General features: G+C 70.9%; 30 protein-coding genes and 1 tRNA gene. 18 read left to right on the top strand and 13 right to left on the bottom strand.

Features of this window, described 5'->3' with window-relative positions; all coding sequences use genetic code 11:
- Nucleotides 1-52: 52 nt before the first annotated feature.
- The 11 genes from OB08_RS15145 (at nt 53) to OB08_RS15095 (ending at nt 5017) form a co-directional block, all read left to right on the top strand.
- Nucleotides 53-253: an excisionase family DNA-binding protein gene (locus tag OB08_RS15145; RefSeq protein WP_461476157.1), complete on the top strand. Its 201-nt coding sequence runs from the start codon at nt 53-55 to the stop codon at nt 251-253.
- Nucleotides 250-432, top strand: coding sequence for a hypothetical protein (locus tag OB08_RS15140; protein WP_461476155.1), 183 nt, complete (start codon nt 250-252; stop codon nt 430-432). Before OB08_RS15145 ends, OB08_RS15140 begins: the two co-directional genes overlap by 4 nt.
- Nucleotides 429-674 (top strand): hypothetical protein, encoded by a 246-nt coding sequence (locus tag OB08_RS15135; RefSeq protein WP_461476153.1) that lies wholly within the window; start codon nt 429-431, stop codon nt 672-674. The genes OB08_RS15140 and OB08_RS15135 overlap by 4 nt, the downstream gene beginning before the upstream one ends.
- Complete coding sequence (locus tag OB08_RS15130) at nt 674-1306, top strand: helix-turn-helix domain-containing protein (RefSeq protein ID WP_461476152.1); 633 nt, start codon at nt 674-676, stop codon at nt 1304-1306. The genes OB08_RS15135 and OB08_RS15130 overlap by 1 nt, the downstream gene beginning before the upstream one ends.
- A gap of 277 nt (nt 1307-1583) precedes the next feature.
- A complete protein-coding gene (locus OB08_RS15125) occupies nt 1584-1796 on the top strand; it encodes a hypothetical protein (RefSeq protein WP_461476150.1) in 213 nt (70 codons plus the stop codon).
- Nucleotides 1793-2149: a hypothetical protein gene (locus OB08_RS15120; protein WP_461476148.1), complete on the top strand. Its 357-nt coding sequence runs from the start codon at nt 1793-1795 to the stop codon at nt 2147-2149. Before OB08_RS15125 ends, OB08_RS15120 begins: the two co-directional genes overlap by 4 nt.
- 23 nt (nt 2150-2172) lie before the next feature.
- Nucleotides 2173-2325 (top strand): hypothetical protein, encoded by a 153-nt coding sequence (locus tag OB08_RS15115; protein ID WP_461476146.1) that lies wholly within the window; start codon nt 2173-2175, stop codon nt 2323-2325.
- Complete coding sequence (locus OB08_RS15110; protein ID WP_461476144.1) at nt 2318-2566, top strand: hypothetical protein; 249 nt, start codon at nt 2318-2320, stop codon at nt 2564-2566. The genes OB08_RS15115 and OB08_RS15110 overlap by 8 nt, the downstream gene beginning before the upstream one ends.
- A complete protein-coding gene (locus tag OB08_RS15105; protein ID WP_461476143.1) occupies nt 2544-2897 on the top strand; it encodes a hypothetical protein in 354 nt (117 codons plus the stop codon). Before OB08_RS15110 ends, OB08_RS15105 begins: the two co-directional genes overlap by 23 nt.
- Nucleotides 2898-3272: 375 nt before the next feature.
- The gene (locus OB08_RS15100) at nt 3273-4463 is read left to right on the top strand and encodes a phage major capsid protein (protein WP_461476141.1); all 1191 of its coding nucleotides are present in this window, start codon (nt 3273-3275) and stop codon (nt 4461-4463) included.
- A gap of 149 nt (nt 4464-4612) precedes the next feature.
- Entirely contained in the window at nt 4613-5017 is a 405-nt protein-coding gene (locus tag OB08_RS15095) for a hypothetical protein (protein WP_461476139.1), read from the top strand.
- Between the two features lie 65 nt (nt 5018-5082).
- Here the strand turns inward: OB08_RS15095 and OB08_RS15090 are convergent, their stop codons facing one another.
- On the bottom strand, nt 5083-5265 hold the full coding sequence (locus OB08_RS15090) for a hypothetical protein (protein WP_461476137.1): 183 nt from the start codon (nt 5263-5265) through the stop codon (nt 5083-5085).
- Nucleotides 5266-5399: 134 nt separating this feature from the next.
- Here OB08_RS15090 and OB08_RS15085 point away from each other — a divergent pair, with 134 nt between their 5' ends.
- Entirely contained in the window at nt 5400-5645 is a 246-nt protein-coding gene (locus OB08_RS15085; RefSeq protein ID WP_461476135.1) for a hypothetical protein, read from the top strand.
- A gap of 7 nt (nt 5646-5652) precedes the next feature.
- On the opposite strand, the gene OB08_RS15080 is transcribed toward OB08_RS15085, so the two are convergent.
- From OB08_RS15080 to OB08_RS15065, 4 genes are all read right to left on the bottom strand, one after another.
- On the bottom strand, nt 5653-6168 hold the full coding sequence (locus OB08_RS15080; RefSeq protein ID WP_461476133.1) for a GNAT family N-acetyltransferase: 516 nt from the start codon (nt 6166-6168) through the stop codon (nt 5653-5655).
- A 249-nt stretch (nt 6169-6417) separates the two neighbouring features.
- Nucleotides 6418-7311, bottom strand: coding sequence for a type II secretion system F family protein (locus OB08_RS15075; protein ID WP_461476131.1), 894 nt, complete (start codon nt 7309-7311; stop codon nt 6418-6420).
- Nucleotides 7308-8165, bottom strand: a complete 858-nt coding sequence (locus OB08_RS15070) for a type II secretion system F family protein (protein ID WP_461476129.1) — start codon at nt 8163-8165, stop codon at nt 7308-7310. Before OB08_RS15070 ends, OB08_RS15075 begins: the two co-directional genes overlap by 4 nt.
- Nucleotides 8162-9310 (bottom strand): CpaF family protein, encoded by a 1149-nt coding sequence (locus OB08_RS15065; protein ID WP_461476127.1) that lies wholly within the window; start codon nt 9308-9310, stop codon nt 8162-8164. The genes OB08_RS15070 and OB08_RS15065 overlap by 4 nt, the downstream gene beginning before the upstream one ends.
- A 102-nt stretch (nt 9311-9412) precedes the next feature.
- On the opposite strand from OB08_RS15065, the gene OB08_RS15060 reads away from it, so the two are divergent.
- The 3 genes from OB08_RS15060 to OB08_RS15050 all read left to right on the top strand — a co-directional run bounded on the left by OB08_RS15060 (nt 9413) and on the right by OB08_RS15050 (nt 10629).
- The gene (locus OB08_RS15060) at nt 9413-9625 is read left to right on the top strand and encodes a PLDc N-terminal domain-containing protein (protein WP_461476125.1); all 213 of its coding nucleotides are present in this window, start codon (nt 9413-9415) and stop codon (nt 9623-9625) included.
- A gap of 69 nt (nt 9626-9694) precedes the next feature.
- A tRNA-Leu gene (locus tag OB08_RS15055) sits at nt 9695-9776 on the top strand.
- Between the two features lie 64 nt (nt 9777-9840).
- Nucleotides 9841-10629, top strand: a complete 789-nt coding sequence (locus tag OB08_RS15050; protein WP_461476123.1) for a DedA family protein — start codon at nt 9841-9843, stop codon at nt 10627-10629.
- Between the two features lie 33 nt (nt 10630-10662).
- Here the strand turns inward: OB08_RS15050 and ku are convergent, their stop codons facing one another.
- Nucleotides 10663-11619: a non-homologous end joining protein Ku gene (ku, locus tag OB08_RS15045; RefSeq protein WP_461476121.1), complete on the bottom strand. Its 957-nt coding sequence runs from the start codon at nt 11617-11619 to the stop codon at nt 10663-10665.
- Between the two features lie 78 nt (nt 11620-11697).
- On the opposite strand from ku, the gene OB08_RS15040 reads away from it, so the two are divergent.
- On the top strand, nt 11698-14163 hold the full coding sequence (locus OB08_RS15040; protein ID WP_461476119.1) for an ATP-dependent DNA ligase: 2466 nt from the start codon (nt 11698-11700) through the stop codon (nt 14161-14163).
- Here OB08_RS15040 and OB08_RS15035 read toward each other — a convergent pair.
- The 4 genes from OB08_RS15035 to murI all read right to left on the bottom strand — a co-directional run bounded on the left by OB08_RS15035 (nt 14160) and on the right by murI (nt 17420).
- Nucleotides 14160-15080, bottom strand: coding sequence for a cation diffusion facilitator family transporter (locus OB08_RS15035; RefSeq protein WP_461476117.1), 921 nt, complete (start codon nt 15078-15080; stop codon nt 14160-14162). The two genes, OB08_RS15040 and OB08_RS15035, sit on opposite strands and share 4 nt — an antisense overlap.
- Nucleotides 15081-15172: 92 nt before the next feature.
- Nucleotides 15173-15817, bottom strand: coding sequence for an RdgB/HAM1 family non-canonical purine NTP pyrophosphatase (rdgB, locus tag OB08_RS15030; protein WP_461476192.1), 645 nt, complete (start codon nt 15815-15817; stop codon nt 15173-15175).
- Between the two features lie 17 nt (nt 15818-15834).
- Nucleotides 15835-16584 carry a ribonuclease PH gene (gene rph / locus OB08_RS15025; RefSeq protein WP_461476115.1) on the bottom strand — a complete coding sequence of 250 codons (750 nt, stop codon included), beginning with the start codon at nt 16582-16584 and terminating at the stop codon, nt 15835-15837.
- 8 nt (nt 16585-16592) lie between these two features.
- Entirely contained in the window at nt 16593-17420 is an 828-nt protein-coding gene (gene murI / locus OB08_RS15020) for a glutamate racemase (protein WP_461476113.1), read from the bottom strand.
- A gap of 61 nt (nt 17421-17481) precedes the next feature.
- Here murI and OB08_RS15015 point away from each other — a divergent pair, with 61 nt between their 5' ends.
- Nucleotides 17482-18801, top strand: coding sequence for a nicotinate phosphoribosyltransferase (locus tag OB08_RS15015; protein ID WP_461476111.1), 1320 nt, complete (start codon nt 17482-17484; stop codon nt 18799-18801).
- A gap of 6 nt (nt 18802-18807) precedes the next feature.
- On the opposite strand, the gene OB08_RS15010 is transcribed toward OB08_RS15015, so the two are convergent.
- The 3 genes from OB08_RS15010 to OB08_RS15000 are packed head-to-tail and all read right to left on the bottom strand — an operon-like array spanning nt 18808 to nt 21858.
- Complete coding sequence (locus tag OB08_RS15010; protein ID WP_191766672.1) at nt 18808-19074, bottom strand: DUF3039 domain-containing protein; 267 nt, start codon at nt 19072-19074, stop codon at nt 18808-18810.
- A 40-nt stretch (nt 19075-19114) separates the two neighbouring features.
- Nucleotides 19115-20683 (bottom strand): hypothetical protein, encoded by a 1569-nt coding sequence (locus OB08_RS15005; protein WP_461476109.1) that lies wholly within the window; start codon nt 20681-20683, stop codon nt 19115-19117.
- Nucleotides 20659-21858: an ATP-binding cassette domain-containing protein gene (locus OB08_RS15000; RefSeq protein WP_461476107.1), complete on the bottom strand. Its 1200-nt coding sequence runs from the start codon at nt 21856-21858 to the stop codon at nt 20659-20661. Before OB08_RS15000 ends, OB08_RS15005 begins: the two co-directional genes overlap by 25 nt.
- Before the next feature lie 197 nt (nt 21859-22055).
- Between OB08_RS15000 and OB08_RS14995 the strand changes: the two genes are divergently transcribed.
- On the top strand, nt 22056-22748 hold the full coding sequence (locus OB08_RS14995) for a phosphocholine cytidylyltransferase family protein (protein ID WP_461476105.1): 693 nt from the start codon (nt 22056-22058) through the stop codon (nt 22746-22748).
- Nucleotides 22749-22792 lie beyond the last annotated feature (44 nt).

The raw sequence follows: 22792 nt of genomic DNA, 5'->3' as shown, positions 1-22792 counted from the left end.
TAACCGTCACCTCCCAGCGGAGGGGCATCTGCCCTTTCCGCTGGGAGTTTCCTTGTCCGCCCCGACCTCTTCCGTATCCGCGCAGCCCGACTGGGCCAGCATCGCTCAGGCCGCCGCCGCGCTCGGTGTCAGTCGCGACACCATCCGCCGCATGATCACCCGCGGCGACCTCGCCGCCGAGCGCATCGGCCCCCGGCTGATCCGCGTCGACCTCAACAGCCTCCGCACCAGCCCGATCGGCGGTGCCCAGTGAGCGCCTCCCGCATCGCCGCCCTCGAAGAGCACATCGCCCGTGTGGTCGCCGAGGCCCCGCCGCTGACTGAGGCGCAGCGTTCGAAGCTGTCGGCCCTTCTCAACGGCGCGCCCGCCGCGCGCATCGTCCGCCGGTCCGCCGAGGCCGCGGACCGCATCGCCGCGGGCGGTGTCGAGTGAGTGCCAACCTGTCGCGCGAGCGCCGCCGGTGGGCGCTGTCGGTCCTCAAGAATGAGCGCGAGCGCTTCACCAGCCTCGGGCCGCACGAGCAGCTCGTGTACGCGGTCATGCTGCTGGCCGCCGACGACGACGGCACATTCGATATTCCCCACATCGAGGCCGCACTGAGCGACCCACTCACCGCTCAGACCGCCTCAATGCTGCTGTCGCAGGCGGGCTGGCGCGCCGGGGCGGCGATCTGATGGAGACTGCAGATTTCGTCCTCTGGGCGGTGCGCCAGCACCCGAGCGGCAGCCGGGCAGTCGGCGAGCACGCCGCGGTCCGCGTGCTCGTCGCGCTGTGCACCTACGCGAACGAAAGGGCCGAGGCGTGGCCCTCACTGGCGACGCTCGCGTACGACGTGGACATGCCCGTGCGGACTGTCCGGGCGGCGCTGGACGTGCTCCGCGACAGCGGCCTGATCGCACCCGCGGAAAGCCCCCGGGTGGGGCGCGTCACGCGCTGGCGGATCGCTGCAACCTCGCGGGATATCCCGCACGGCCGGGATGCGGCAACTCCGCGGGGAACCTCGCGGGGAACCCTGCAGGGAACCTCGCGGGGAACCTTGCGGGATATCCCGCACCGAAGGGAAGGGAACGGAACAGAAGAGAAGGGCGCGCTCGCGCCCGCCCGCACCTGCACCCGTCACCCTGACTGGAATCACGGCGAGCGGTGCCGACGATGTGGTGAGGACCGGCTAGCCGCCGAGGCGTACGAGGCCGGCCGCCGCCCGGCGACGATGAGCGAAGCCGCCGCACCGTGCATCACCGGGCACTCCTTCGACCCTGTCTCGGGGTACTGCGCCCGCTGCGAGGTTCGGGACGACGCGGCATGACCGGCGGATGCCTGCCGCGCCGCGCCGACCGCGGTCACGCCTTCGACGCCGCCTCGGGCTGGTGCGTGCACGGCTGCGGGATACGCGAGGACGGCGCGATGGACGCTTACCGCTCCGGCCGGTCCGCTGCGGGCCCTAGGGCGCGAGAACCGGGCCGCCGGGTAGCCGCGGGCGATCGGGCCTCTCCTGACGCCGCAGGCGGCCATACGCCCGCTCCCGAGGTCATCGACTTCACGGCACCCCGCCGACCCACCTACAACTCCACGAGGAACACACCATGACCGCTCCAAAGCTCAGCCGAAACTCCGGCCGCTTCACCTTCAACCCCCGCCTCGGCGTCGTCCACGTCGGTCTCTATGCCCGCAAGGGCGGTCGCCGCGTTCTCGCCAGCAGCCTGACCCTCCGGCGCGCCGACCTGCGGCTGCTCTGCGACATGCTGCACGACTACGCCGACCATCTCGACCGCCAGGACCGGGAGGCCACCCAGTGAGCACTTCACCCGCCGAGACGCTCGCCGCACTCGGGAGCGAGGCCGCCTGGCTCGACACTGCGACCGCGCTGCCGACCGACAAGCTCGGCACCTACCGCTACGACCTGCACCCGCTGACCGCCGACGTGATCCTGGACCTCTCCCGGCTCATCCTCGACGGCTGGAGCGCCTACGTCGTGCAGGGCCTCAGCGGCACGGTTCGCATCATCACCCGTCCGCCCGCCCACGGGGTAGGGGCGTCTGCGTCTCAGAAGGTCTCGACCCCTGGAGCTTCCGCCGGCAGTGGTTTATCCCTCCCCGGCGGGGGTACCCCCTCGCGCGTGCGCGCGCGTGAGGCAGGTGTCTCGTGGTGAGGCGTCGGCCCGAAGAGACGGACGTGGAGTACCGCGACCGCGACAACGCCGCCCGGCGTGACCGCTACGCGCGCCAGAAGGCCGAGGGCCGCGTGCCCGCCGACCTCCTGAAGAACCACCGTAGGCTGGCCCGCCTGCGGGCCGAGCGTGAGGCCGAGGGGGTGCGTCGTGGCTGACCGGAAGGAGATAGCTGGACGGCTCATCATGGCGGTGGCCGACGGCGACGGCCGCGCGCTGCTCGACGCCCTTCGGGGCGTGAGCGCCGCCGAGAACCTGCTCCTGACGTTGGAGCTGGCGGGCACCGCCGCTCACGCGCTGGAGGCGCTGCACGGCGACGGCTGGCGGGACGAGCTGAACCTCGCGATGCTCGCCGCCAGCGTCGAGGGGGTGACCGATGGAGCAGCCGAAGTGGGATGACGACGCCGCCGCCTGGCGGAGGTTCGCGGGCGGTCTGCGAGAGCGGATGGGCGAGGCGTACCGGCACGCGTCCGAGGGCGACGCGCGCGCCGCGAACGCCGAGGCCCGCGCGTCCGCGGCCGAGGCCCGCGCCGCCGAGGCTGAAACGCGAGCCAGTGCCGCGGAGGCTCAGCACCGCCGCACCCTCCGAAACGCGAGGGTGAGCCGACGGCAGCTGAACCAGATCGAGATGCTGCTGGCTGAGGGCGATGTCCCGGCTGCGATCCGCCTCCTTGCTGACCGGCGGGCGTGGATGGAGGTCCACGGCCGCACGCGGCGGCCCCGCGCGTGAGCCCGGTGGGCCGCCCCAAGCCTTCGGGGCGGCCCACCGACGCGGCATGTCGGCGGGACGTGTTAAGGTCTCTGCACGCCTCCGGAACACCGGGCGCGGGACGAGGGCCTTCGGGTCAAGTTGCCGCGATCGAGATGGGACGAGGCGAGTGAAGGCCGTCGGTGAACCCCGACGCCAGCGACGAGGGCCTGCGCGGCAGGTCAAGTCAGCGAGGCGTCCGCGTCCGTCCGCCCGTCCGAGCGCAAGCGCACCAGCGCGATCACGACGAGACCCGCCGAGCGGGTGAGTCGACCGGTCCGCCTCTGTGGTGCCGCTCCGACCATTCACCTGCCCACGGCCGACGATCGGCCCGGGCATCCACTCCAAGGAGTACCCATGAACCTTCACCAGCAGCTCAAGGCCCTGCAGGACCGCGGGCACGCGCTCTACGAGAGCGTCAAGGCAGCGGGCCGTGACTTCACCGACGCAGACCTGAAGGCACTCGAACAGACCGCGAACGAGGTCCGTGCCCTCAAGGCCAAGATCGAGCGTGCCGAGAAGCAGGCCGCGTTCGCCAACGACCTGTTCGCGATGCCCGCCGGTCACGTCGAGGGGGTCAACGGCGAGCCGACCAGGGTCAAGTCCTGGGGCGCGAAGGTTGGCGAGAACCTCAAGGCCCTGGCCGTGACCGCACCCGGCGGCCAGAAGGCGCTCGTCTCCGGCAGCGTCGGCGTCCCCGCGATCCTGAGCACCGTCCTCACGGAGGCGCAGCCCCGCACGATCCTCGACCTCATCCCGGTGCTGGAACCGACCCGCCGGGGAACAGGAGTTCCGAGCGCCGACGACAACCTCGTGGACTTCGTCGGCCGCGGGGGCCGCGACGGCAACATGTTCTCCTACCAGCGGCAGATCGCGCGCGTGAACAACGCCGGTGCCGTGCCGGACCTCGCCGAGAAGCCCACGTCGACCTACGCCTTCGACGACGTCAACGACACGTTCCGGGTCTACGCGAACCGGACCGAGTACCTGCCGTGGCGGTACCTCTCGGACTACGAGGGCCTGATCGCCATCCTGCAGTCGCAGCTGATGGAGGACACTCTCGTGGTGATGGAGCGCGACGTCATCTCCGGCGACGGCGAGGGCGACCGCTTCCGCGGCCTCTTGAACACGTCCGGCATCCAGAGCCAGGCGTACACCACTGACCTCGTCACCACGCTCCGCGCCGCCAAGTGGAAGCTGCTCGCGCAGAGCCGCGGCCTGACCGGCTGGGCGCTGAACCCGCTCGACCTCCAGGCGATCGAGGCACTCCGCGAGAACGGCGCAACGGGCGCGTTCCTGTTCAAGGGCCGCGAGGACATCGAGCACTTCCTCGGTGCCCCGGTCGTGACCTCGCTCGGCCTGCCTGTCGGCACCGCCGTCGCGGCCGACTGGACCCAGGCCGAGGTCGCCCCGATGGGCGACGACCAGCTCGTCTTCGACGGCCACAAGCAGACCGAGAACAACACGTTCCGGTTCATGTTCGAGGGCCGCTACGGCTTCCGCGTGAAGAACCCCTTCGACTTCGTCAAGGTAGACCTCACCGCGTAACCAGACCGGGCGGCGGGGCCTCCTCCTCCCGCCGCCGCCCCACGAGGCCCGTCCGAGCTGGCAGCCAGCCCGGACGGGCCTTCGTCGTCCGTCGGCCACCCGCACGCAACCCTGGCTTTGGGACACCGGGTCCCAGTACGTTCGTGCCCATGAGCCTCGCCACGAAGATCATCACCGGAACCGCGGCGGCCGTCGTCGCGGGCCTCATCGCCTTCGCCGTCGTCCCGGCGCTCGCGACCGCCACCGCCGCACCGTCGCCCGCGTCGGCGACTCCCACCGAAGAGCCGACCGCGGCCACTGCCGCGACCGACGACGCAGGACTCTCCGACGCCCCGCTGACCGAGCTGCCCGAGTGGGCGAAGACCGGCACCGTCTGGCTGATCTACCCGGACGGGTTCGAGTGCGAGGGCACCGAGGGGTGCCCGAACGACTACCGGGCTGCATTCGGGGAGCCGGGGGACGTGCTGCCCGAGGGTGTTGAGTACTACGACCCGGCAAAGCACGACTACAACCCGGCCACGAACACCGGCATGGTGTTCCCCGCCAACCAGTAGCCGCCACAGATCAGCGAAGGCCCCGCCCCCACGTCCGGGAGGCGGGGCCTTCGCCGTTCGTGCGCCTAGTCGGTCATCCCGCACCGGATCCAGTGCTGCACCCGCCAGACGGCGTTGTACAGGTTCCACGGCGCGAGGTCGTAGGTCTCCCACCGCTGACCGACACGGGCGGTCCAGGCCGGGATGCGACCGCAGCAGACGCGGTGCCCGAACAGGCGGAACAGAAGGTTGCAGAGCATGCCACGCATAGGGGGTCCCCTTCGTTGTCGCCGGCCCCCGGTTGGGGCTAGCGTTGCGCGCTGCTCACGCGCCGATCGTACTCGTCATCGCGCGTTAGCATTAACGCCCTCGGGGGCCGGTCCGAGCCGCGAAAGGACCGACCGTGCCACGCAGCCAGGGTGCCGCCCGAGACCTCGATGCACGGGCCTTCGAGTACCTCCACTCGAACGTCAACGAAGCGATCGAGTTGGCTTACCTCCGCGCCGGAGCGGACCCCGATTGGGAGCGCGTAATGCGCAACGGCGAAGACATCACCGACCAGCCTGAGACGTGGACGCCATACCAGCGGGCGCGGCGTCAGGCGTACGTGGCACGCACTGAGGACTACCGCGGGCGGGGACTGGTCTAGATCAGCCCTAGGGCCGTCCCCAGAGCTCGTACCCGTGTCCTTCGTAGCTCCGCCAAGAGAATCCGTGTCGAGCCGCGAGCTGCTTGCTGGGTTGGTTCTCTTCGTGGATCAGCGTGATAACACCCCACGAAGTACCGTGAGAGAAGTTCGACTCTTGTATCAGATCGAGGACGTGGGCCAGAAGCTCGGAAGCGACGCCCTGACCCTGACAGCGGACGTCGCACCCGATCTCAGCAATGTTGAACACTCCCTCAACCTCATCCGAGGGGGCCAGGTACTCGTAGTGGCACGCCGCCGCCAGCCCGACCTCGTCGTACGCCAGGATCAGGCTCTCACCGCTGCCGAGCGGTGGCTGAAGATTGCGCAGGAGCGACTGAGCTTCCAGCGCCCAGGGTGCAGAATGAACCTTCCGCCTCAGGCCTGGATCGTAGGTCGCGCGCTCGCTAGTACAAAGGAGAGACTGAAGTTCGCCGCGAGACGATACGTCGGCCTCGACGAATCTAAGCGGCACCGAGGCCAGCACGCCAGGATTGAAACTCCTGACGCCCAGCAAGCGAGGGACGGCGGCTTGATTGACGACCGGAAAGCTCCGCGCGTTCAGCGTCTGTCAGCCCATCGTCGCCAATCGATGCTCGCGCGTCGAACGGCGACGCGAGCGCAAGATCGCGCAGCGTGTGCTCGTACGACGTGTTGGGAGACATAGGAGCACGCTACCGCAACTAGATGGAGAGCGGCTGTATTTCGTAAAACGAAACTCTGTAACGATCCGGGCTCAACTCGCGGCGAGTCGGTAGTACCTAAAGGAGAACTTGCGGGGGATGAGCATGTAGATCTCTTTGCGACCCGCCCGTTCGATGAGGTCGCGCTTCGCGTCGTCGCGGGCATCGAGCGCCTGGGCGTGCAGCACCTGAGCGAGCGGGGCGCCGCGGTCGATCGCAGCGATGAGCTGGTCCACCGACCGGGTGAGCGCCGGAAGCTGCAGGCTGTCGGAGAGCCGGGCGAGAGCCTCGGGCAGCGGCGAGCCGGTGCCGACCGCGATGACCACTCCGCGCAGCTCGGCTGTCAGCTCGCCTGCTCCGATGTCACTCACCCGGCGCAGCGAGTCGAGGATGCCCTCGCCCGCGGAAAGGCACAGCGCCACGAACTCCAGCACGGTGGGCAGTTCCTCGCGCGCCCGCGCGACCCGGGCGCGCGCGGCACGCGTGAGCCACGCGTCGCAGGCGAGCGCCGCGCCCACCGCACAGAGCGGTGGAAGAAGCGGCCGACGACGGCGAACCCGCCCGAGCAGCACCAGCGCCACGACGAACGCACCTCCGACCGCGAGACCCGCGAGGGACCACGCCAGCTGACGACCGCGGAAGGCTGCGGCATCCATCGTCGAACCGGCCTGCCGCAGCCGACGTGCGAGCGAGTCGTCTCCGCCTACGGCGCGCGCGAACCGGCGCTGCATCGTCTGCCACGCGAACGCCGCACTGTGGACCGAGGCGATCGGGGCGCTATGGACGCCGCGCGGGTCGGTGACGTCGCGGATGTAGGGTGCGATCCGCCGGGCGAGGCTCGGAGCACCCCACCGCGGGGCCAGTGAGAGCAGCAGGCAGACGCCGAGACCGAAGGTCGCGCCGAGCACGACGGCGAAGGCGAGATCGCCGACCGGGAACGCCGTCATCCGAACAATCTCCGCGGCTCAGGCAGCCGGCCGAGCCGGATCATGACGCGGAAAGCGACGAACGAGACGGCCGCGCCCGCGAGGATCAGCACGATGCCCTCCGGACTCGAGTACGCCTCGGCCCCCTCGGGCCTCATGGCCAGGAGCGCCAGGATCACCCACGGCGCCGCGACGCCCAGCACGGCCGCGCCGCGGATCCAGGACTGGCGGGACTCGACCTCCGCGCGCAGCGCCGTGTCGGCGCGCACCGACGACGCCAGCGCCCGCAGCACCGGCGTGAGCTCGGTGCCGCCGACCTGCCGCGCCATACGGAGCGTCTCGATGATGCGGTCGGCCACCGGGTCGGCGAGCGCGACCTTCAGCCGCAGCGCACCCGAGTCGAAGTGGCCCGACGCCGCGACATCCCTCGCGAAGCCGGCGAACGCGGGCCGCAGCTCCACCGGCGCCGACTCGGCGAGGCTCGCGACCGCGTCGGGCAGGGACATCCCGGCGCGCACCGACGCGATGAGCAGGTCGCAGACGTCCGGCCACAGGCCGCGGCGGCCTCGGATCAGGCGCGACGCCCGGGCGCGCAACCAGCCGAACGGCGCGAATCCGCCGGCGGCGGCCGCGACCAGGCTGAGCGCCGGCACCTGGGCGACCAGCCAGGCCACCGCGGCAGCGACGACGGCCGCGCACACCGCGATCACGACGACGGTGCCCGGCGACACGCGGGCGAGGCCCGCCGCCTCGAGCATCCGAGCCACGCGTCCTCGCGACGCGTCGGCCGCGCGGGGGGCGCCGGCGGGCCAGAGCCACGGCGACGCGGCGAGGAGGACCCCCGCGGCGAGCGCGGCGCCGAGCACGAAGGTCATGCCATGCCCCGGTACAGCGTGCGCGCGGTCACGACGCCGTCGTCGACGCCGGTCGGCTCGACGATCTCGACCACGCGGCGGCGACCCGCGGCATCCCTCTCGCAGTGGACGACGAGATCGACGGATGCGGCCACCGCCGGCAGCACGAACGAGGCGTCGATGTTGCGCCCGGCGAGCAGCGGCAGCGCCGCGAGCTTGCCGAGCGCCTCGCGCGCAGAGTTCGCGTGGATCGTCGCCGCCCCCGGCACGCCGGTGTTCAGAGCGAGAAGCAGATCGAGCGCCTCGGCATCGCGGACCTCGCCGACGACGAGCCGGTCGGGCCGCATCCGGAGAGCCTCCTTCACCAGGCGGCGCAGAGTGACCTCGCCCGTGCCCTCCAGGCTCGGCTGACGCCCCTGCAGAGAGACGATGTCGGCGGCCGCCACGGAGAGCTCGAACGTCTCCTCCACCGTGACGATGCGGTGCTCGGGCGGACAGGCGGCGATCAGCGCTCCGAGCAGTGTGGTCTTCCCCGCGTGGGTGGCTCCGGAGACGAGCACGGACGCCCCACGCGCCATCGCAGCGCGCAGCAGGCCCGCGCCGTCCGGCGCGAGGGATCCCGCGGCGACCAGCCGATCGAGGTCGCGGAAGGCGGGGAGGAACTTGCGGACGTTCACCGCCCAGTGCCGGCGCGTGATGTCCGGGATCACGACGTGCAGGCGCGACCCGTCGGGTAGCGACGCGTCGACGAACGGCTGGCTGAGGTCGACCCGGCGGCCCGATGACTGCAGCATCCGCTCGACGAGGTCGCGCACCGCCGAGTCGGTCAGGCTCAGCGGAGTCCGCTCCGGCACACCGCCCCGGGCGACGAAGATGCGGTCGGGAGCGTTGATCCAGAGCTCCTCGACCGCGGGGTCGTCGAGATACGGCTGCAGCGGACCGAAGCCGGCGACCGCCGCGAGGACCTCGCGCACGCAGGCCGATTCGTCGTCGACGGGCGCCAATCCACGCGCCAGGGCGAAGTCGTTGTGGCGGCGGACCTCGGTGCGCGCGACGTGAGCCGCGAACTCCGGGTCGCGTGATGGGTCCGTTCGTTCGGCGCGGAGCCGCTCGCGCACCCGTTCGGCGACGACGGTCGCCGTGGGCGGAGCGGTGGGCGAAGGCACAGCTTCATCCTCGCAAGGCCGGAAAGCGACATCCCGAAGTTATCCACAGGTGCGGCGACCACACCGGCGGAGGAAGATGGAGGGACAGCGGAAGGAGCGCCGATGAGCGGCACCAAGAAGGAGATCTCCCCCGGCGGGAAGGCCGCGCTCAGCGTGGTCGGAGTCGTCCAGGCGGCGTTCGCGTTCCTCGCGTTCTGGGATCTCGCCCACCGCGACGCCGGCGGCGTGCGGGGTCCGAAAGCGCTCTGGATCCCCGCGATCCTCGTCAACTGGATCGGTCCGGCGAGCTATTTCCTGTTCGGAATCCGGCGCTGACCCCGACCGGGGAATCGGCGGTCTCCCCCACAGCCCGAGCCCAGCCTCCTCAGTAGACTGATCCCACTCGCGGGAGTGGTGGAATTGGCAGACACGCAGGATTTAGGTTCCTGTGCCTCCGGGCGTGTGGGTTCAAGTCCCACCTTCCGCACGACCTCGCACATGCAGAACCGCTGAACGCCGCCGACCGCTTCGACCGACGGGAACCCCACACCGTGCACGCCGTCCCCACCGCCCTCATCCCCTGGCTCGACCCCGCCGCGATCATCGAATGGGCCGGCCCCTGGGCGCTCGTCGTGGTGTGCTTCATCGTCTTCGCCGAGACGGGCCTGCTGGTCGGCTTCCTGCTCCCCGGCGACACGCTGCTCGTGATCGCGGGTCTGCTCTCGCACCCGCAGGACTACGCCCCGAACGGGGTGTTCGGGATCAGCGTCTGGTGGGTGGCGCTGCTGATCGGGCTCGCGGCGTTCGTCGGCGGTGAAGTCGGCTACTACATCGGCCACAAGGGCGGCCCCTCGGTCTTCGAGAAGAAGGAGTCGGGGCTCTTCAGCGTCAAGAACGTCGAGCGCACGAACGCGTTCTTCGAGCGGTTCGGCGGCCTGACGATCATCCTGGCGCGCTTCGTGCCCATCGTGCGCACGTTCGCCCCCGTCGCCGCCGGCGTCGGCCACATGAACAAGTGGAAGTACACGCTCTACAACTTCATCGGTGCGGTGATCTGGGGCTTCGGGCTCACGATGTTCGGGTACCTCATCGGGTTCATCCCGCCGGTCGCCGATTTCGTCGAGAACTACATCGACCTGATCCTGCTCGTCGCCGTCGGCGGCACCGCCGTGGTGACCCTGTGGCACTACTTCCGCGAGCGCAGCAAAGCCAAGAAGGCGGCCGCCGCCGGCGAGGACGTCGTCACCGACCACCAGGAGGCCGAGGCCCTCGTGCTCGACACCGACGTGTTCGACCGCGGTCCCGAGCACGGGCACCACGACGGAGCGCCCAAGGCCTGAGCCCGGCCGACCGGCCGAGACGCCCAGACGCCGTCAGGAGGCTTTCGCGGTCTTCTTGGCTGCGGGCTTCTTGGCCGTCGACTTCGCGGCCGGCTTCTTCGCCGCGGCCTTCTTCGCGGCCGGCTTGGCGGCGGACTTCTCGGCAGCCGGCTTCTTCGCGGCCGACGTGTCGGCCGACGGCTTCGCCCCACCGCCGGCGCGCGCGGCGCGGGACTTCTCGACGCTCGCCCGCAGAGCCTCCATGAGGTCGATGACCTCGCCGCCCGCGTCCTCCTCCTCGTGGTCGCCGAACGTCTCGGACGTGTCGAGCGCGTCGCCCTTCTCGAGCTTGGCGTCGATGAGGATGCGCAGCTCCTCCTGGTACTCGTCGGTGAACTCCGACGGATCGAAGTCGCTCGCGAAGCTCTCGACGAGGGATGCCGACAGCTCGAGCTCCTTCGCCGAGATGCGCACCGTCTCATCGAGCGCCGGGAACGCCGCCTCGCGCACCTCGTCGGCCCACAGCAGTGTCTGCAGCACCAGGACGTCGCCGCGCACGCGCAGCGCTGCGAGGCGCGTCTTCTGGCGCAGCGAGAACCGCACGATGGCGGTGCGATCCGTCTGCTCAAGGGTCTTGCGCAGCAGGACATACGCCTTCGGCGAGGCGCTGTCGGGCTCGAGGTAGTAGGCCTTGTCGAGCGTCAGCAGGTCGACCTGCTCGCTCGGCACGAACTCGACGACGTCGATCTCGCGGCTCTTCTCAGCCGGGAGCGACGCCAGGTCGTCCTTCGTGAGCACGACGGTCTTGTCGCCGTCGTCGTAGGCCTTGTCGATGTCCTGGTAGGGCACGACCTCGCCGTCGATCTCGCACACCCGCTGGTAGCGGATGCGACCGCCGTCCTTGTTGTGCACCTGGTGCAGCGACACGTCGTGGTCCTCGGTCGCCGAGTACACCTTCACCGGCACGTTGACCAGACCGAAGGTCAGTGCGCCCTTCCAGATCGCCCTCATCACACCAGTGAACACCGGTCACGCCCATCACGGCTAGCCCGTATGCGGGTGTTGACATGTCCCGGCTAGCCTGAGCCCATGCCCCGCGGAGAGCAGACGGTCTCGATCGGCGGCCGTCGACTGCGCGTGACGAACCTCGACAAGGTGCTGTACCCCGAGACGGGCACCACCAAGGGCGAGGTGATCGACTACTACACGCGCATCGCACCGCTGCTCATCCCGCATGTCGTGGGCCGCCCGGTGACGCGCAAGCGCTGGCCCGAGGGCGTCGGCACCGACGACGAGCCGGGCATGGTGTTCTTCGCGAAGGACCTCGAGCGCGGTGCGCCGCCGTGGGTGAGGCGGATGCCGATCCCGCACTCCACGGGCACGAAGGACTACCCGCTCGTCGGCGATGTCCCGACGCTCGTCTACCTCGCACAGGTGGCGAGCCTCGAGCTGCACGTGCCGCAATGGAGGTTCGCCGCCGGCGGCGAGCGCGGGTTCGCCGACCGGCTGGTCCTCGACCTCGACCCCGGACCCGGCGCCGGGCTGCCGGAATGCGCACAGGTCGCGGGCTGGGCGCGCAGCATCCTGTCGGACATGGGTCTCGAGCCCTATCCGGTCACGAGCGGCAGCAAGGGCATCCACCTCTACAGCGCGCTGCCGCCGGGCCAGACGACCGAGCAGGCGTCGATGATCGCCAAGGAGCTCGCCCGCGCGATCGAGGCGGACCACCCCGACCTCGTCGTCAGCTCGATGAAGAAGGCGGAGCGCGCGGGCAAGGTGCTCATCGACTGGAGCCAGAACAACGGATCGAAGACAACGATCGCTCCGTACTCGATGCGGGGGCGCACCCATCCGACGGTCGCCGCGCCGCGCACGTGGGACGAGATCGACGAACCCGGCCTGGCGCACCTGACGTTCGAGGAAGTGCTCGACCGCAGGGACGCGATCGGCGACTCGATGGAAGCGCTCGGCTTCCACGCCGGCGGACGCGAGGCCGAGACCGGGCCGCTGGCGGCGTACATCTCCAAGCGCAGCGCGTCGCGCACGCCCGAGCCGGTGCCCGAGAACCCGCTCGGCGCCGCGCCGCACGGCGAGAGGCCGACGTTCGTGATCCAGGAGCACCACGCCACCGCGCTGCACTGGGACTTCCGGCTGGAGCGCGACGGCGTGCTGGTCAGCTGGGCAGTGCCGCGGGGCGTCCCCCACTCGTACAAGCGCAACAACCTCGCGATCATGACCGAGGACCACCCGATGGAGTACGCCTCCTTCGAGGGAACCATCCCGGCCGGCGAGTATGGCGGGGGCACGGTCACCATCTGGGACGACGGACGCTACGAGCTCGAGAAGTGGCGCGACGACGAGATCATCGCGACGCTCGAGGGCCGGCCGGGCGGTCCGCTCGGTCGCGTGCGGCTTGCCCTGATCCGCACGGAGGGCGAGGGCGAGAAGTCCAGCTGGCTCCTGCATCGCATGAAGACGGATGCCGCGGGTCGCGCGCAGCCGGACGGCATCCCGGTCGAGCCCAGTGCCCAGGATGACGCGCGCCCGCCGGCGCCGCGAATGCCGGCTCCCCCTGCCACAGACGACCTGCGGCCCATGATCGCGACCAACGCGACGCCGGGCATCGCACGTCAGGCGGCGCAGCGCTGGGGCGACGAGGCATGGGTCGAGGCGAAGTGGGACGGGATCCGCGCAGTCGGGGTGTGGAACGGCAGCCGCCTGCGCCTCTTCGCGCGCAGCGGCAACGACATCACCCATCGCTACCCCGAGCTCACCGACGTCGACGCGGGGCTCGGCGACGAGCCCGCGGTGGTCGACGGAGAGCTCGTCGCGCTCGAGCCGGACGGGCGGCCGAGCTTCCCGCTGCTGCAGACGCGGATGAACCTCGAGCGCCCCGCCGAGATCGTCAGGGAGTCGCGACGCACGCCCGTGCGCTACTACCTCTTCGATGTGCTGGCCGCGGGCGGCGAAGACGTCACCGTCGAACCTCTGCGCGTCCGCAGGCGCACCCTCGAGCGGCTCGCCGCGCAGGCGATCGCCCCCATCACGGTGCCGCCCGTGTTCGACGACATCGACGCGGCGCTCGACGCGAGTCGCGCCCTGCGTCTCGAGGGCGTCATGGTGAAGGATCCGCGCTCCCGCTACGTGCGCGGCCGGTCCGAGTCCTGGCTCAAGGTGAAGCACACGAGCACCCAGGAGGTCGTGATCGCGGGCATCCGTCCCGGCAAGGGCGGGCGCGCCGGCACCTTCGGCTCGCTGCTGCTGGGCATCCCCGGACCGGACGGCCTCCACTACGCCGGGCGCGTCGGAAGCGGATTCAGCGACAGCATGCTCGCCCAGCTGTTGCGCACGCTCACCCCCCTGCGGACGGACGACAACCCGCTCGTCGGGGTTCCGGCTCTCGACGCGCGCGATGCGCTCTGGGTGCGTCCCGAACTCGTCGGAGAGGTCGAGTACGGCGAGTTCACGCCGGCAGGCATCCTGCGGCACCCCCGCTGGCGCGGCCTGCGGCCGGACAAGAGCCCCGACGAGGTGCGCCGGGAGGACCGGCCCTAGGCGTGCGCGTCGTGCTCGACATGTCCGGCGGGCTCCAGCTGGAACGTCGAGTGCTCGACGTCGAAGTGGTCCGACAGGCACGACTGCAATGTGCGGAGGATCCCGGCGGCCCGACCGTCCCGCATGGCGTCGTCGTCGACCACGACGTGGGCCGAGAACACCGGCGCGCCGCGCGTCAGCTGCCAGACGTGGACGTCGTGCACCGCGACGACGCCCGGGGTCGCCAGGATGTGCTCGCGGATCTCGCGCACGTGGGTTCCCTTCGGCGCCGACTCCGCGAGCACCGAGCCGACCTCGCGCAGCAGCCCGACGGCTCGCGGGATGATCATCGCGGCGATCGCGAGCGACGCGATCGCGTCGGCCTGCATCCACCCGGTCGTGACGATGACGACGGCGGCGACGATCACGATCGCCGAGCCGATGAGGTCGCCCAGGACCTCGAGGTAGGCGCCGCGGACGTTGATGCTGCGCTTCTGAGCCGAGCTGAGCAGCCACATGGCGACCGCGTTCGCCAGGAGGCCGACGACGGCGACCACGAGCATCAGGCCACCCGCCACCTCGACCTCGCCCGGATCGATCAGGCGCTGAACGCCTTCGACCGCCACCCACGCCGAGAGCGCGATGAGGATCACGCCGTTCGCGAGGGCGCCGAAGACCTCGGCGCGCTGATATCCGTAGGTCCGCCGGTCGTCGGCGGGCCGCGCGGCGACGGCGGTCGCGACGAGCGCGATGACGAGGGCCGCGGCATCCGTGAACATGTGCGCGGCGTCGGCGAGGAGCGCGAGCGATCCGGAGAGGACCGCACCGACGACCTGCACGACCAGCACGACCGACGTGATGGCGAGCGACGTGGCGAGCAGCCGGCGGTCGCTCGCGCCGCGGACCCCTCCGCCCGACCCGCTCGCATGATCGTGCATGCGCCCAGGCTAAGCCCGCGCCCGCGTCGCGCAGCGCACATCGCACCAGTCGGGAATGAGTGTGATTCTCACTCCCGCGCCGGGTCTGCGCGTCAGAGGGCGGCGAGCAGCGGCGCCAGTTCGTCGAAGGCGCGGGCGCGGTGCGACGCGGCGTTCTTCTCGGCCGCCGACCACTCCCCGACCGTGCGCTCAGTGCCGGCCGCCTGGCCGTCCGGCACGAAGACCGGGTCGTAACCGAACCCTCCCTCGCCGGACGGCGACGAGGCGAGCCTCCCGGGCCAGCGCCCTTCGACGACCTGCTCGCTCGACGAGTCGCCGGGAACGACCAGCGCGATCGTCGAGACGAACTGCGCTGTGCGGTACGGGTCGCGGATGTCGGAGAGCTGGTCGAGCAGGAGACTCAGGTTGGCGGTGGCGTCCTTCGCGTGCCCCGCCCAGTACGCGGAGAAGACGCCGGGCGCACCGCCGAGCACGTCGACGCAGATGCCGGAGTCGTCGGCGAGCGCCGGCAGGCCGGTGTGCGCGGCCGCCGCACGGGCCTTGATGAGGGCGTTCTCGGCGAAGGTCACGCCGTCCTCGACGGGCTCGGGTCCGTCGTATGCGACCACCTGCAGGTCCGGTCGGGTCGCCGCGACGATCGCCTGGAACTCCTCGACCTTGTGGCGGTTGTGCGTGGCGAGCACGACCTGACGGAGACCCTGCGGCTCGGTGGCGACGTCGGCGACGGCATCCGCCATCTCTTCGGGATGGGCCGTCACGACGCGTCCTCACCGGCGCCGAGCGCGGCCAGCTGGTGCTCGCGCAGCGAGTCGCACCCCGCGACGCCGAGCTCGAGGAGGGCGTCGAGCTCGCGCTTGTCGAACGGCGCCCCCTCGGCCGTGCCCTGCACCTCGACGAAGAGACCGCGGCCCGTGACGACGACGTTCATGTCGGTCTCGGCGCGGACGTCCTCGACGTAGGCGAGGTCGAGCATGGGCTCGCCGTCGATGATGCCGACCGACACCGCCGACACCGAGTCGATGAGCACCTGCGACTTCTGGCCGATGAACTTCTTGGTCCGGCCCCACTCGATCGCGTCGGCGAGGGCGACGTAGGCCCCCGTGATCGCCGCGGTGCGTGTGCCGCCGTCGGCCTGCAGCACGTCGCAGTCGATCACGATCGTGTTCTCGCCGAGCGCCTTCGTGTCGACCACGGCCCGCAGGGCACGGCCGATGAGGCGGGAGATCTCGTGGGTGCGTCCGCCGACCCTCCCCTTGATGCTCTCGCGGTCGTTGCGGCTGTTGGTCGCCCGCGGCAGCATCGCGTACTCTGCCGTCACCCAGCCCTTGCCCTTGCCAGTCAGCCAGCGAGGCACGCCGTTCGTGAAGGAGGCGGTGCAGAGCACCTTCGTGCCGCCGAACGAGATGAGGGCCGAGCCCTCGGCGTGACTGCTCCAGCCGCGCTCGACGGTGATGGGACGCAGCTGGTCGACGGTGCGGCCGTCGGCGCGGACGAGCTCTGACATGGGTTCTCCTAGGGGCGAGAGGTGGGGAGTTCGATGGCGCCGGTCTGCACGAGCTGCACCTCGCGCACTTCGCGGCCCATGAGCCGATGCGCGAGGTCGAGGAACTCGTCGGCGGACGCTCCGGTGGCTTCGTAGACGTGGCGGGGCGAGGCATCCGGGCCCGCGAGCAGATCGCGGGAGACCAGCTGACGGTAGACGTCCTTCGCGGTCTCGGTGTCGCTCGACACGAGCGACACGTCGGGACCCATCACGTAGCTGATCGCCCCCTCCAGGAAGGGGTAGTGCGTGCAGCCGAGCACGAGGGTGTCGACGCCCGCGTGACGCAGCGGCGCCAGATACGCCTCGGCCGTCGCGAGCACCTCGGGGGAATCGGTGACGCCGGCCTCGACGAACTCGACGAACCGCGGGCACGCCTCGGCGAACACCGTGAGGCGCTCGTTGACCTCGAGCATGTCCTGGTAGGCGCCGGACCCGATGGTGCCGGCCGTGCCGATCACCCCGATCCGGCCGTTCCGGGTCGTCGACATCGCGGTGCGCACCGCGGGGCCGATGACCTCGACGACCGGCACGTCGTAGCGCTCGCGCGCATCGCGGAGCATCGCCGACGACGCGGTGTTGCACGCGATCACGAGCATCTTGACGCCCTCGGCGACGAGCGTGTCGAGGATCTCGAGCGAATAGCGCCGCACGTCGGCGATGGGCTTCGGCCCGTACGGCGAGTGCGCGGTGTCGCCGATGTAGAGGAGCGACTCCCGCGGGAGCAGCGACGACACCGCCCGCGCCACGGTGAGTCCGCCCACACCCGAGTCGAAGATTCCGATGGGCGCATCCTTCACGTCGGCCAGCCTACGCCAGCCTCTGCCCGTGATCGTCCCGCCCCTGGCTAGGCTGACCCGCATGAGCACGGCACTGCACACCGATCGCTACGAGCTCACGATGCTCGACGCCGCCCTGCGCGACGGCACCGCCGACCGCCGCTGCGTGTTCGAGCTGTTCGGCAGGCGCCTCTCGGCCGGTCGCCGCTTCGGCGTCGTCGCGGGCACCGGGCGCCTGCTGAGCCTCATCGAGGACTTCCGGTTCGGCGACGACGAGCTGCGCTTCCTCCGCGACGAGAATGTTGTGGATGCCGCGACCCTCGACTTCCTCGAGGGGTACCGGTTCACGGGCACGATCTCCGGGTATCGCGAGGGCGAACTGTACTTCCCGGGCTCCCCCGTCCTCACCGTCGAGGGGACGTTCGCCGAAGCCGTCGTGCTCGAGACGCTGGCACTCAGCGTGCTCAACCACGACTCCGCCGTCGCGACGGCCGCGGCCCGTATGGCCGTGGCCGCCGGCGACCGCCCGCTCGCCGAGATGGGCTCGCGCCGTGCGGGTGAGTCCTCGGCCGTCGCCGCGGCGCGCGCCGCCTACATCGCGGGCTTCGGCGCGACCTCCAACCTCGAGGCGGGCCGCAGCTGGGGCATCCCGACGATGGGCACCGCTGCCCACGCGTGGACCCTGCTGCACGACACCGAGGAGGAGGCGTTCCGCTCGCAGGTCGAGGCGCTGGGTACCGGCACCACCCTTCTCGTCGACACGTACGACACCCGCGAGGGCGTGGCCACGGCCGTGCGGGTGGCGGGAACCGGACTCGGCGGCGTGCGCATCGACTCGGGCGACCTGCCGCTCGTGGCCGCCGAGGTCCGTGCTCAGCTCGACGAGCTCGGCGCGACCGGCACCCGGATCACCGTCACCAGCGACCTCGACGAGTACGCGATCGCGGCCCTCGCCGCCTCCCCCGTCGACGCGTACGGGGTCGGCACGTCAGTCGTCACCGGGTCGGGCACTCCGACCGCGGGCATGGTCTACAAGCTCGTCGCCCGCCAGGACTCCGCGGGCGGATGGGTCGCCGTCGCGAAGGCGTCGACCGACAAGGGCTCGAAGGGCGGACGCAAGGCTGCGTTCCGCACGCTCGACCGGGGCACGGCGACGAGCGAGCTCATCGTGGTGTCCGACGGCTTCGAGGAGGTCGCCACCGCGGCATCCCACCCCGATGCGCGACCGCTGCAGGTCGCGCTCATGATCGACGGCGAAGCGGATGCCTCGTACCTCGGCCACGACGGCGTCGAGGCGGCTCGCGCGCACCACGCCTTCGCGCGCGAGGAGCTCCCGGTGCGGGGACTCGCGCTCAGCAGGTCCGACCCCGCGATCCCGACGGTCTATGCCGACGCGGAGTGACGCGCGCTACTTGGCGAGCGACTCGTAGATCTCCTTGCACGTCGGGCAGACGGGGAACTTCTCCGGATCGCGACCCGGCGTCCACTTCTTGCCGCACAGCGCGCGCACCGGCTTGCCGGTGATCGCCGACTCGAGGATCTTGTCCTTCTTCACGTAGTGCGAGAAGCGCTCGTGGTCTCCGGGCTCGATGTTCTCTTCGCGGATGAGCTCTTCGAGCTCTCGGTCGAGGGTGGCCAGACCGCCGTGGTCCGGGCCTTCGAGAGGGGTGCTCATGGTCAGCCAGTGTACCCGCGGAGCGGGTGTCGGGTCCGGCTCAGGTCGACTCCGCGAACTCCATCAGGCGACCGCCGCGACGGGAGAAGATCATCGAGCCGGCGCCCACGCCGATCACCAGCACGCCGAGTCCCGCGGCGAGACCGGCCCACAGGGCGAGCATCGCCGCGTCGACGTCGCGGGTCAGGGCGATCCAGCCGCACCAGAGAGCGGGTGCGCTGACGACGATCGCGCCCAGCATGACGAGGGACTGGGAGATGGCACCGGTCGCACCGGTGCGCTGCGGCTGCTCGAACGGGCTCTCGCCCGGGCGCGAGACCGCGTACGGCGCCGTCACGGAGGCGATGCTCGACAGCCCCAGTCCGGCGAAGAACAGCGCCGCGCACACGCCGACCATCGCAGGCAGCAGCGCCCACCGCCCGTGCAGCGACATCGCGACGGGGATCGCCACCGCCAGCACCGGGATGCCGATGAGCAGCACCGGAACGAGGCGCCCGAGGCGATCCGAGACACCGCGCATCCCGCTGGCGATGTGCATCCACACCGCCGTCGAGTCGTAGGCGAGGTCGTTGTGCGGAAGCCACCCCAGCAGCAGCGCTGCGAAAGGCACGGGAACGAGCACGGCGAGCTCGAACGGCACGCCGGCGATGAGCAGCGGGATGACCGTGGCCGCGGCCGCCACCGGGATCACCAGCATGTTGACGATGTAGCGCCGGTCGCCGAACCAGTACACGAGGCTGCGAGCGGCGACCGCGCCGCCGGGCGTACCGGGCGCGACGGCGAACCAGCCGAGGCCGCCGCGCTCGCGCGTCGACGCGGGACGCTCGGTCGTGGTGAGCAGCCGGCGCACCGCCCACGCCCACGCGAGGCCGAGCACGGCGAGGGTGCCCACGGCGACCAGGGGCGAGAGCCATGCGCGCTCGGGATCGGTACCCGCGAGCCCCGGAAGGGCCCAGGCGGCGCCGATCGGCGTCAGGGCGAGCGCCTGCACCGCCTCGGACAGCTGCGACGGCACGGTCCCCCGCCACTCCAGCGAGGCGAGGAACACCCCGACCGGCACGACCACCACGACGATCGCGAGCAGGAAGAGCCCGGACAGCTCGCGCGAGCGCCTCTCTCGGAGGAACAGCGACGCGACGGCCATGCAGACCCGCGCGAGCAGGGCGCACGTGAGCACCCCCAGCACGACGCTCGCGGCGGCCACGGGCCACGGGGTCCCGTGCTCGACCCACACGACCGCGGCGCAGATCGCGATGGCGAGGAGGGCGAAGACCGGCACGCTGAGGAGTCCGGCGACCGCCAGGACGGCGGCGAGACGGCCGCGACGCAGCGCGAGGAGCGCGAAGCGGCGGGGGTCGAGCGGATCCTCGGCCGCGCCGATGAGCGGCGCCAGCGCGAAGCCGAGCGTGACCGCCGAGCCACCCAGCACGAGCACGGCGAGCACGACGTCGGTGTCGGAATGCTGCAGCGTCAGCAGCGCCCAGCACGCGGCCACCGTCGCGACCGTCAGCGCCACGAAGCCGGCGACGGCGCGCGTGACGTGAGCCCGATCGCCGCGGAGGGCGCCGAAGAGCAGCGCGAGCCTCAGTCGGAGAACGTGTGCAGCCACTCGAGGCCCTCCACGTCGCTGAGCCCGCCGGCCAGCTCGACGAACCGCTGCTCGAGGCTCAGCTCGCCGCGCACCTCGTCGATCGTCCCCTCGGCGAGAACCTGACCCGCGACGATGACGGCGACGCGCGAGCACACGCGCTCCACGAGTTCCATGCCGTGGCTCGAGAGGATCACCGTGCCGCCGTGCGCGACGTAGGTGGAGAGTATGTCGAGGATGATGGCGCTCGAGACCGGATCGACCGCCTCGAAGGGCTCGTCCAGCACCAGGACGCGGGGCGAGTGGATGAGCGCCCCCGCGAGCATGACCTTCTTCGTCATGCCCGCCGAATAGTCCGACACGACGCGGCCGAGCGCCTCGGTGAGGTCGAACGCCCGTGCGAGGTCGGCGGTGCGGCTCTCGACCACGGCGGGCGCGAGCCCGCGCAGCACCCCGTAGTAGTAGAGCAGCTGGCGTCCGGTGAGCCGGTCGAAGGTGCGCAGCCGGTCGGGCAGCACGCCCATCGCCCGCTTCGCGGCGACAGGATCGGATGCCGCATCCACACCGGCGACGCGGATCGTGCCGCGGTCGGGCTCGAGCAGCCCCGCGATCATCGACAGCGTGGTGGTCTTGCCTGCGCCATTGGGCCCGACCAGCCCGTAGAAGGTCCCCGCCGGAACGGTCAGGTCGATGCCGTCCACGGCGTCGGTGTCGCCGAACCGCTTGGAGACACCGCGCAGGACGAGGACGTCTCCGGCGCCCGCCGGAGCGGTGAGGACTTCGGGCACGTCGTCCTCGTGCGCGGGCGCGACGTCTGTCGGCGCCGCCTCGGACTCGGGAACGGGCCGGGGCTCGGGCGCGGCCTCTGCGGGCGGCGCCTCGGGCGCGGGAAGCGGGGGCTTGGGCGGGATGATCAGCTCGTCCGCGGACGCGGAAGCGGCATCGAGGCCGGTGGGAAGCGGCGGCGGAGGACCGGGGACGGCCTGATCGCCGTCGGCCGGAGCATGCTCGACGGCCGGAGCGGGAACCTCAGGTCGCGTGCCCTTCGCCGCCTTCTTCTTCTTGGACGGACGCGGCGCGGGGCGCTCAGCGGGCGCAGCCTTCGCGATCGACGGCAGCGACACGATCCGCGCGCTGTCGTGACCGTCCGGTTCTTCCGGATCGATGTCGTTCGGCACCGGTAGAGAGGCTGTCACCGATCCAAGGTATCAAGCGGTCCTGCGGAAGGGGCAATGCGCCGGCCCGAGTCCCGCGAACACCGTTATGTCACGAAACGGCAACGGCGGGGCATCATTCTGCACGTTCCCAGGTGCCATCGCTACCATGGTCCCGGCACGAAGGGGTGTCGAGTCGGTGAACCGACCGTGAATCACGCACTTCAGGGAGCAGACCTTTGACCCTTCAGACCGTCATCCTCGCAGCCGGAATGGGCTCGCGCCTCGGCCGCAGCCTGCCGAAGCCGCTGACCGAGCTCAGCGACGGCCGCAGCATCATGCAGCAGCAGCACGACAACATCCGCGCGGCGTTCGGCGCCGGGGCGAAGATCACCACCGTCGTCGGCTACCGCGCAGAGACCATCGTCGAGGCGTTCCCCTCGGTCGACTACGTCTACAACGACCGCTACGACCAGACCAACACCTCGAAGAGCCTCCTCCGCGCCCTCGCCAAGACGGGCAAGGGGGGCGTGCTCTGGATGAACGGCGACGTCGTCTTCGACCCGATGGTGCTCGGCCGCGCGATCGAGCTCATCGAGCGCGACCAGTCGTTCGTGACCGTGAACACCTCCAAGGTGAGCGACGAAGAGGTGAAGTACACCGTCGACTCCGAGGGCTTCATCAAGGAGCTGTCCAAGACCGTCAAGGGCGGCATCGGCGAGGCCGTCGGCATCAACTACATCTCGAGCCGCGACAAGAAGGCGTTCATCCGCCACCTCACGCGCGTCGACGACCAGGACTACTTCGAGCGCGGCCTCGAGCTCGCGATCGCCGAGGACGGCGTGCTGCTCGAGCCCCTCGACATCTCCGACCTCTACGCCGTCGAGGTCGACTTCGCCGAAGACCTCGAGCGCGCGAACCTCTTCGTCTGACCTGTCAACCCCGAGCGCTCGCTCAGGGTTCGGAGCATAGGATC

This window comes from Microbacterium sp. HJ5, assembly GCF_054824025.1.
This window is presented reverse-complemented; position numbering and strand designations above follow the sequence as displayed.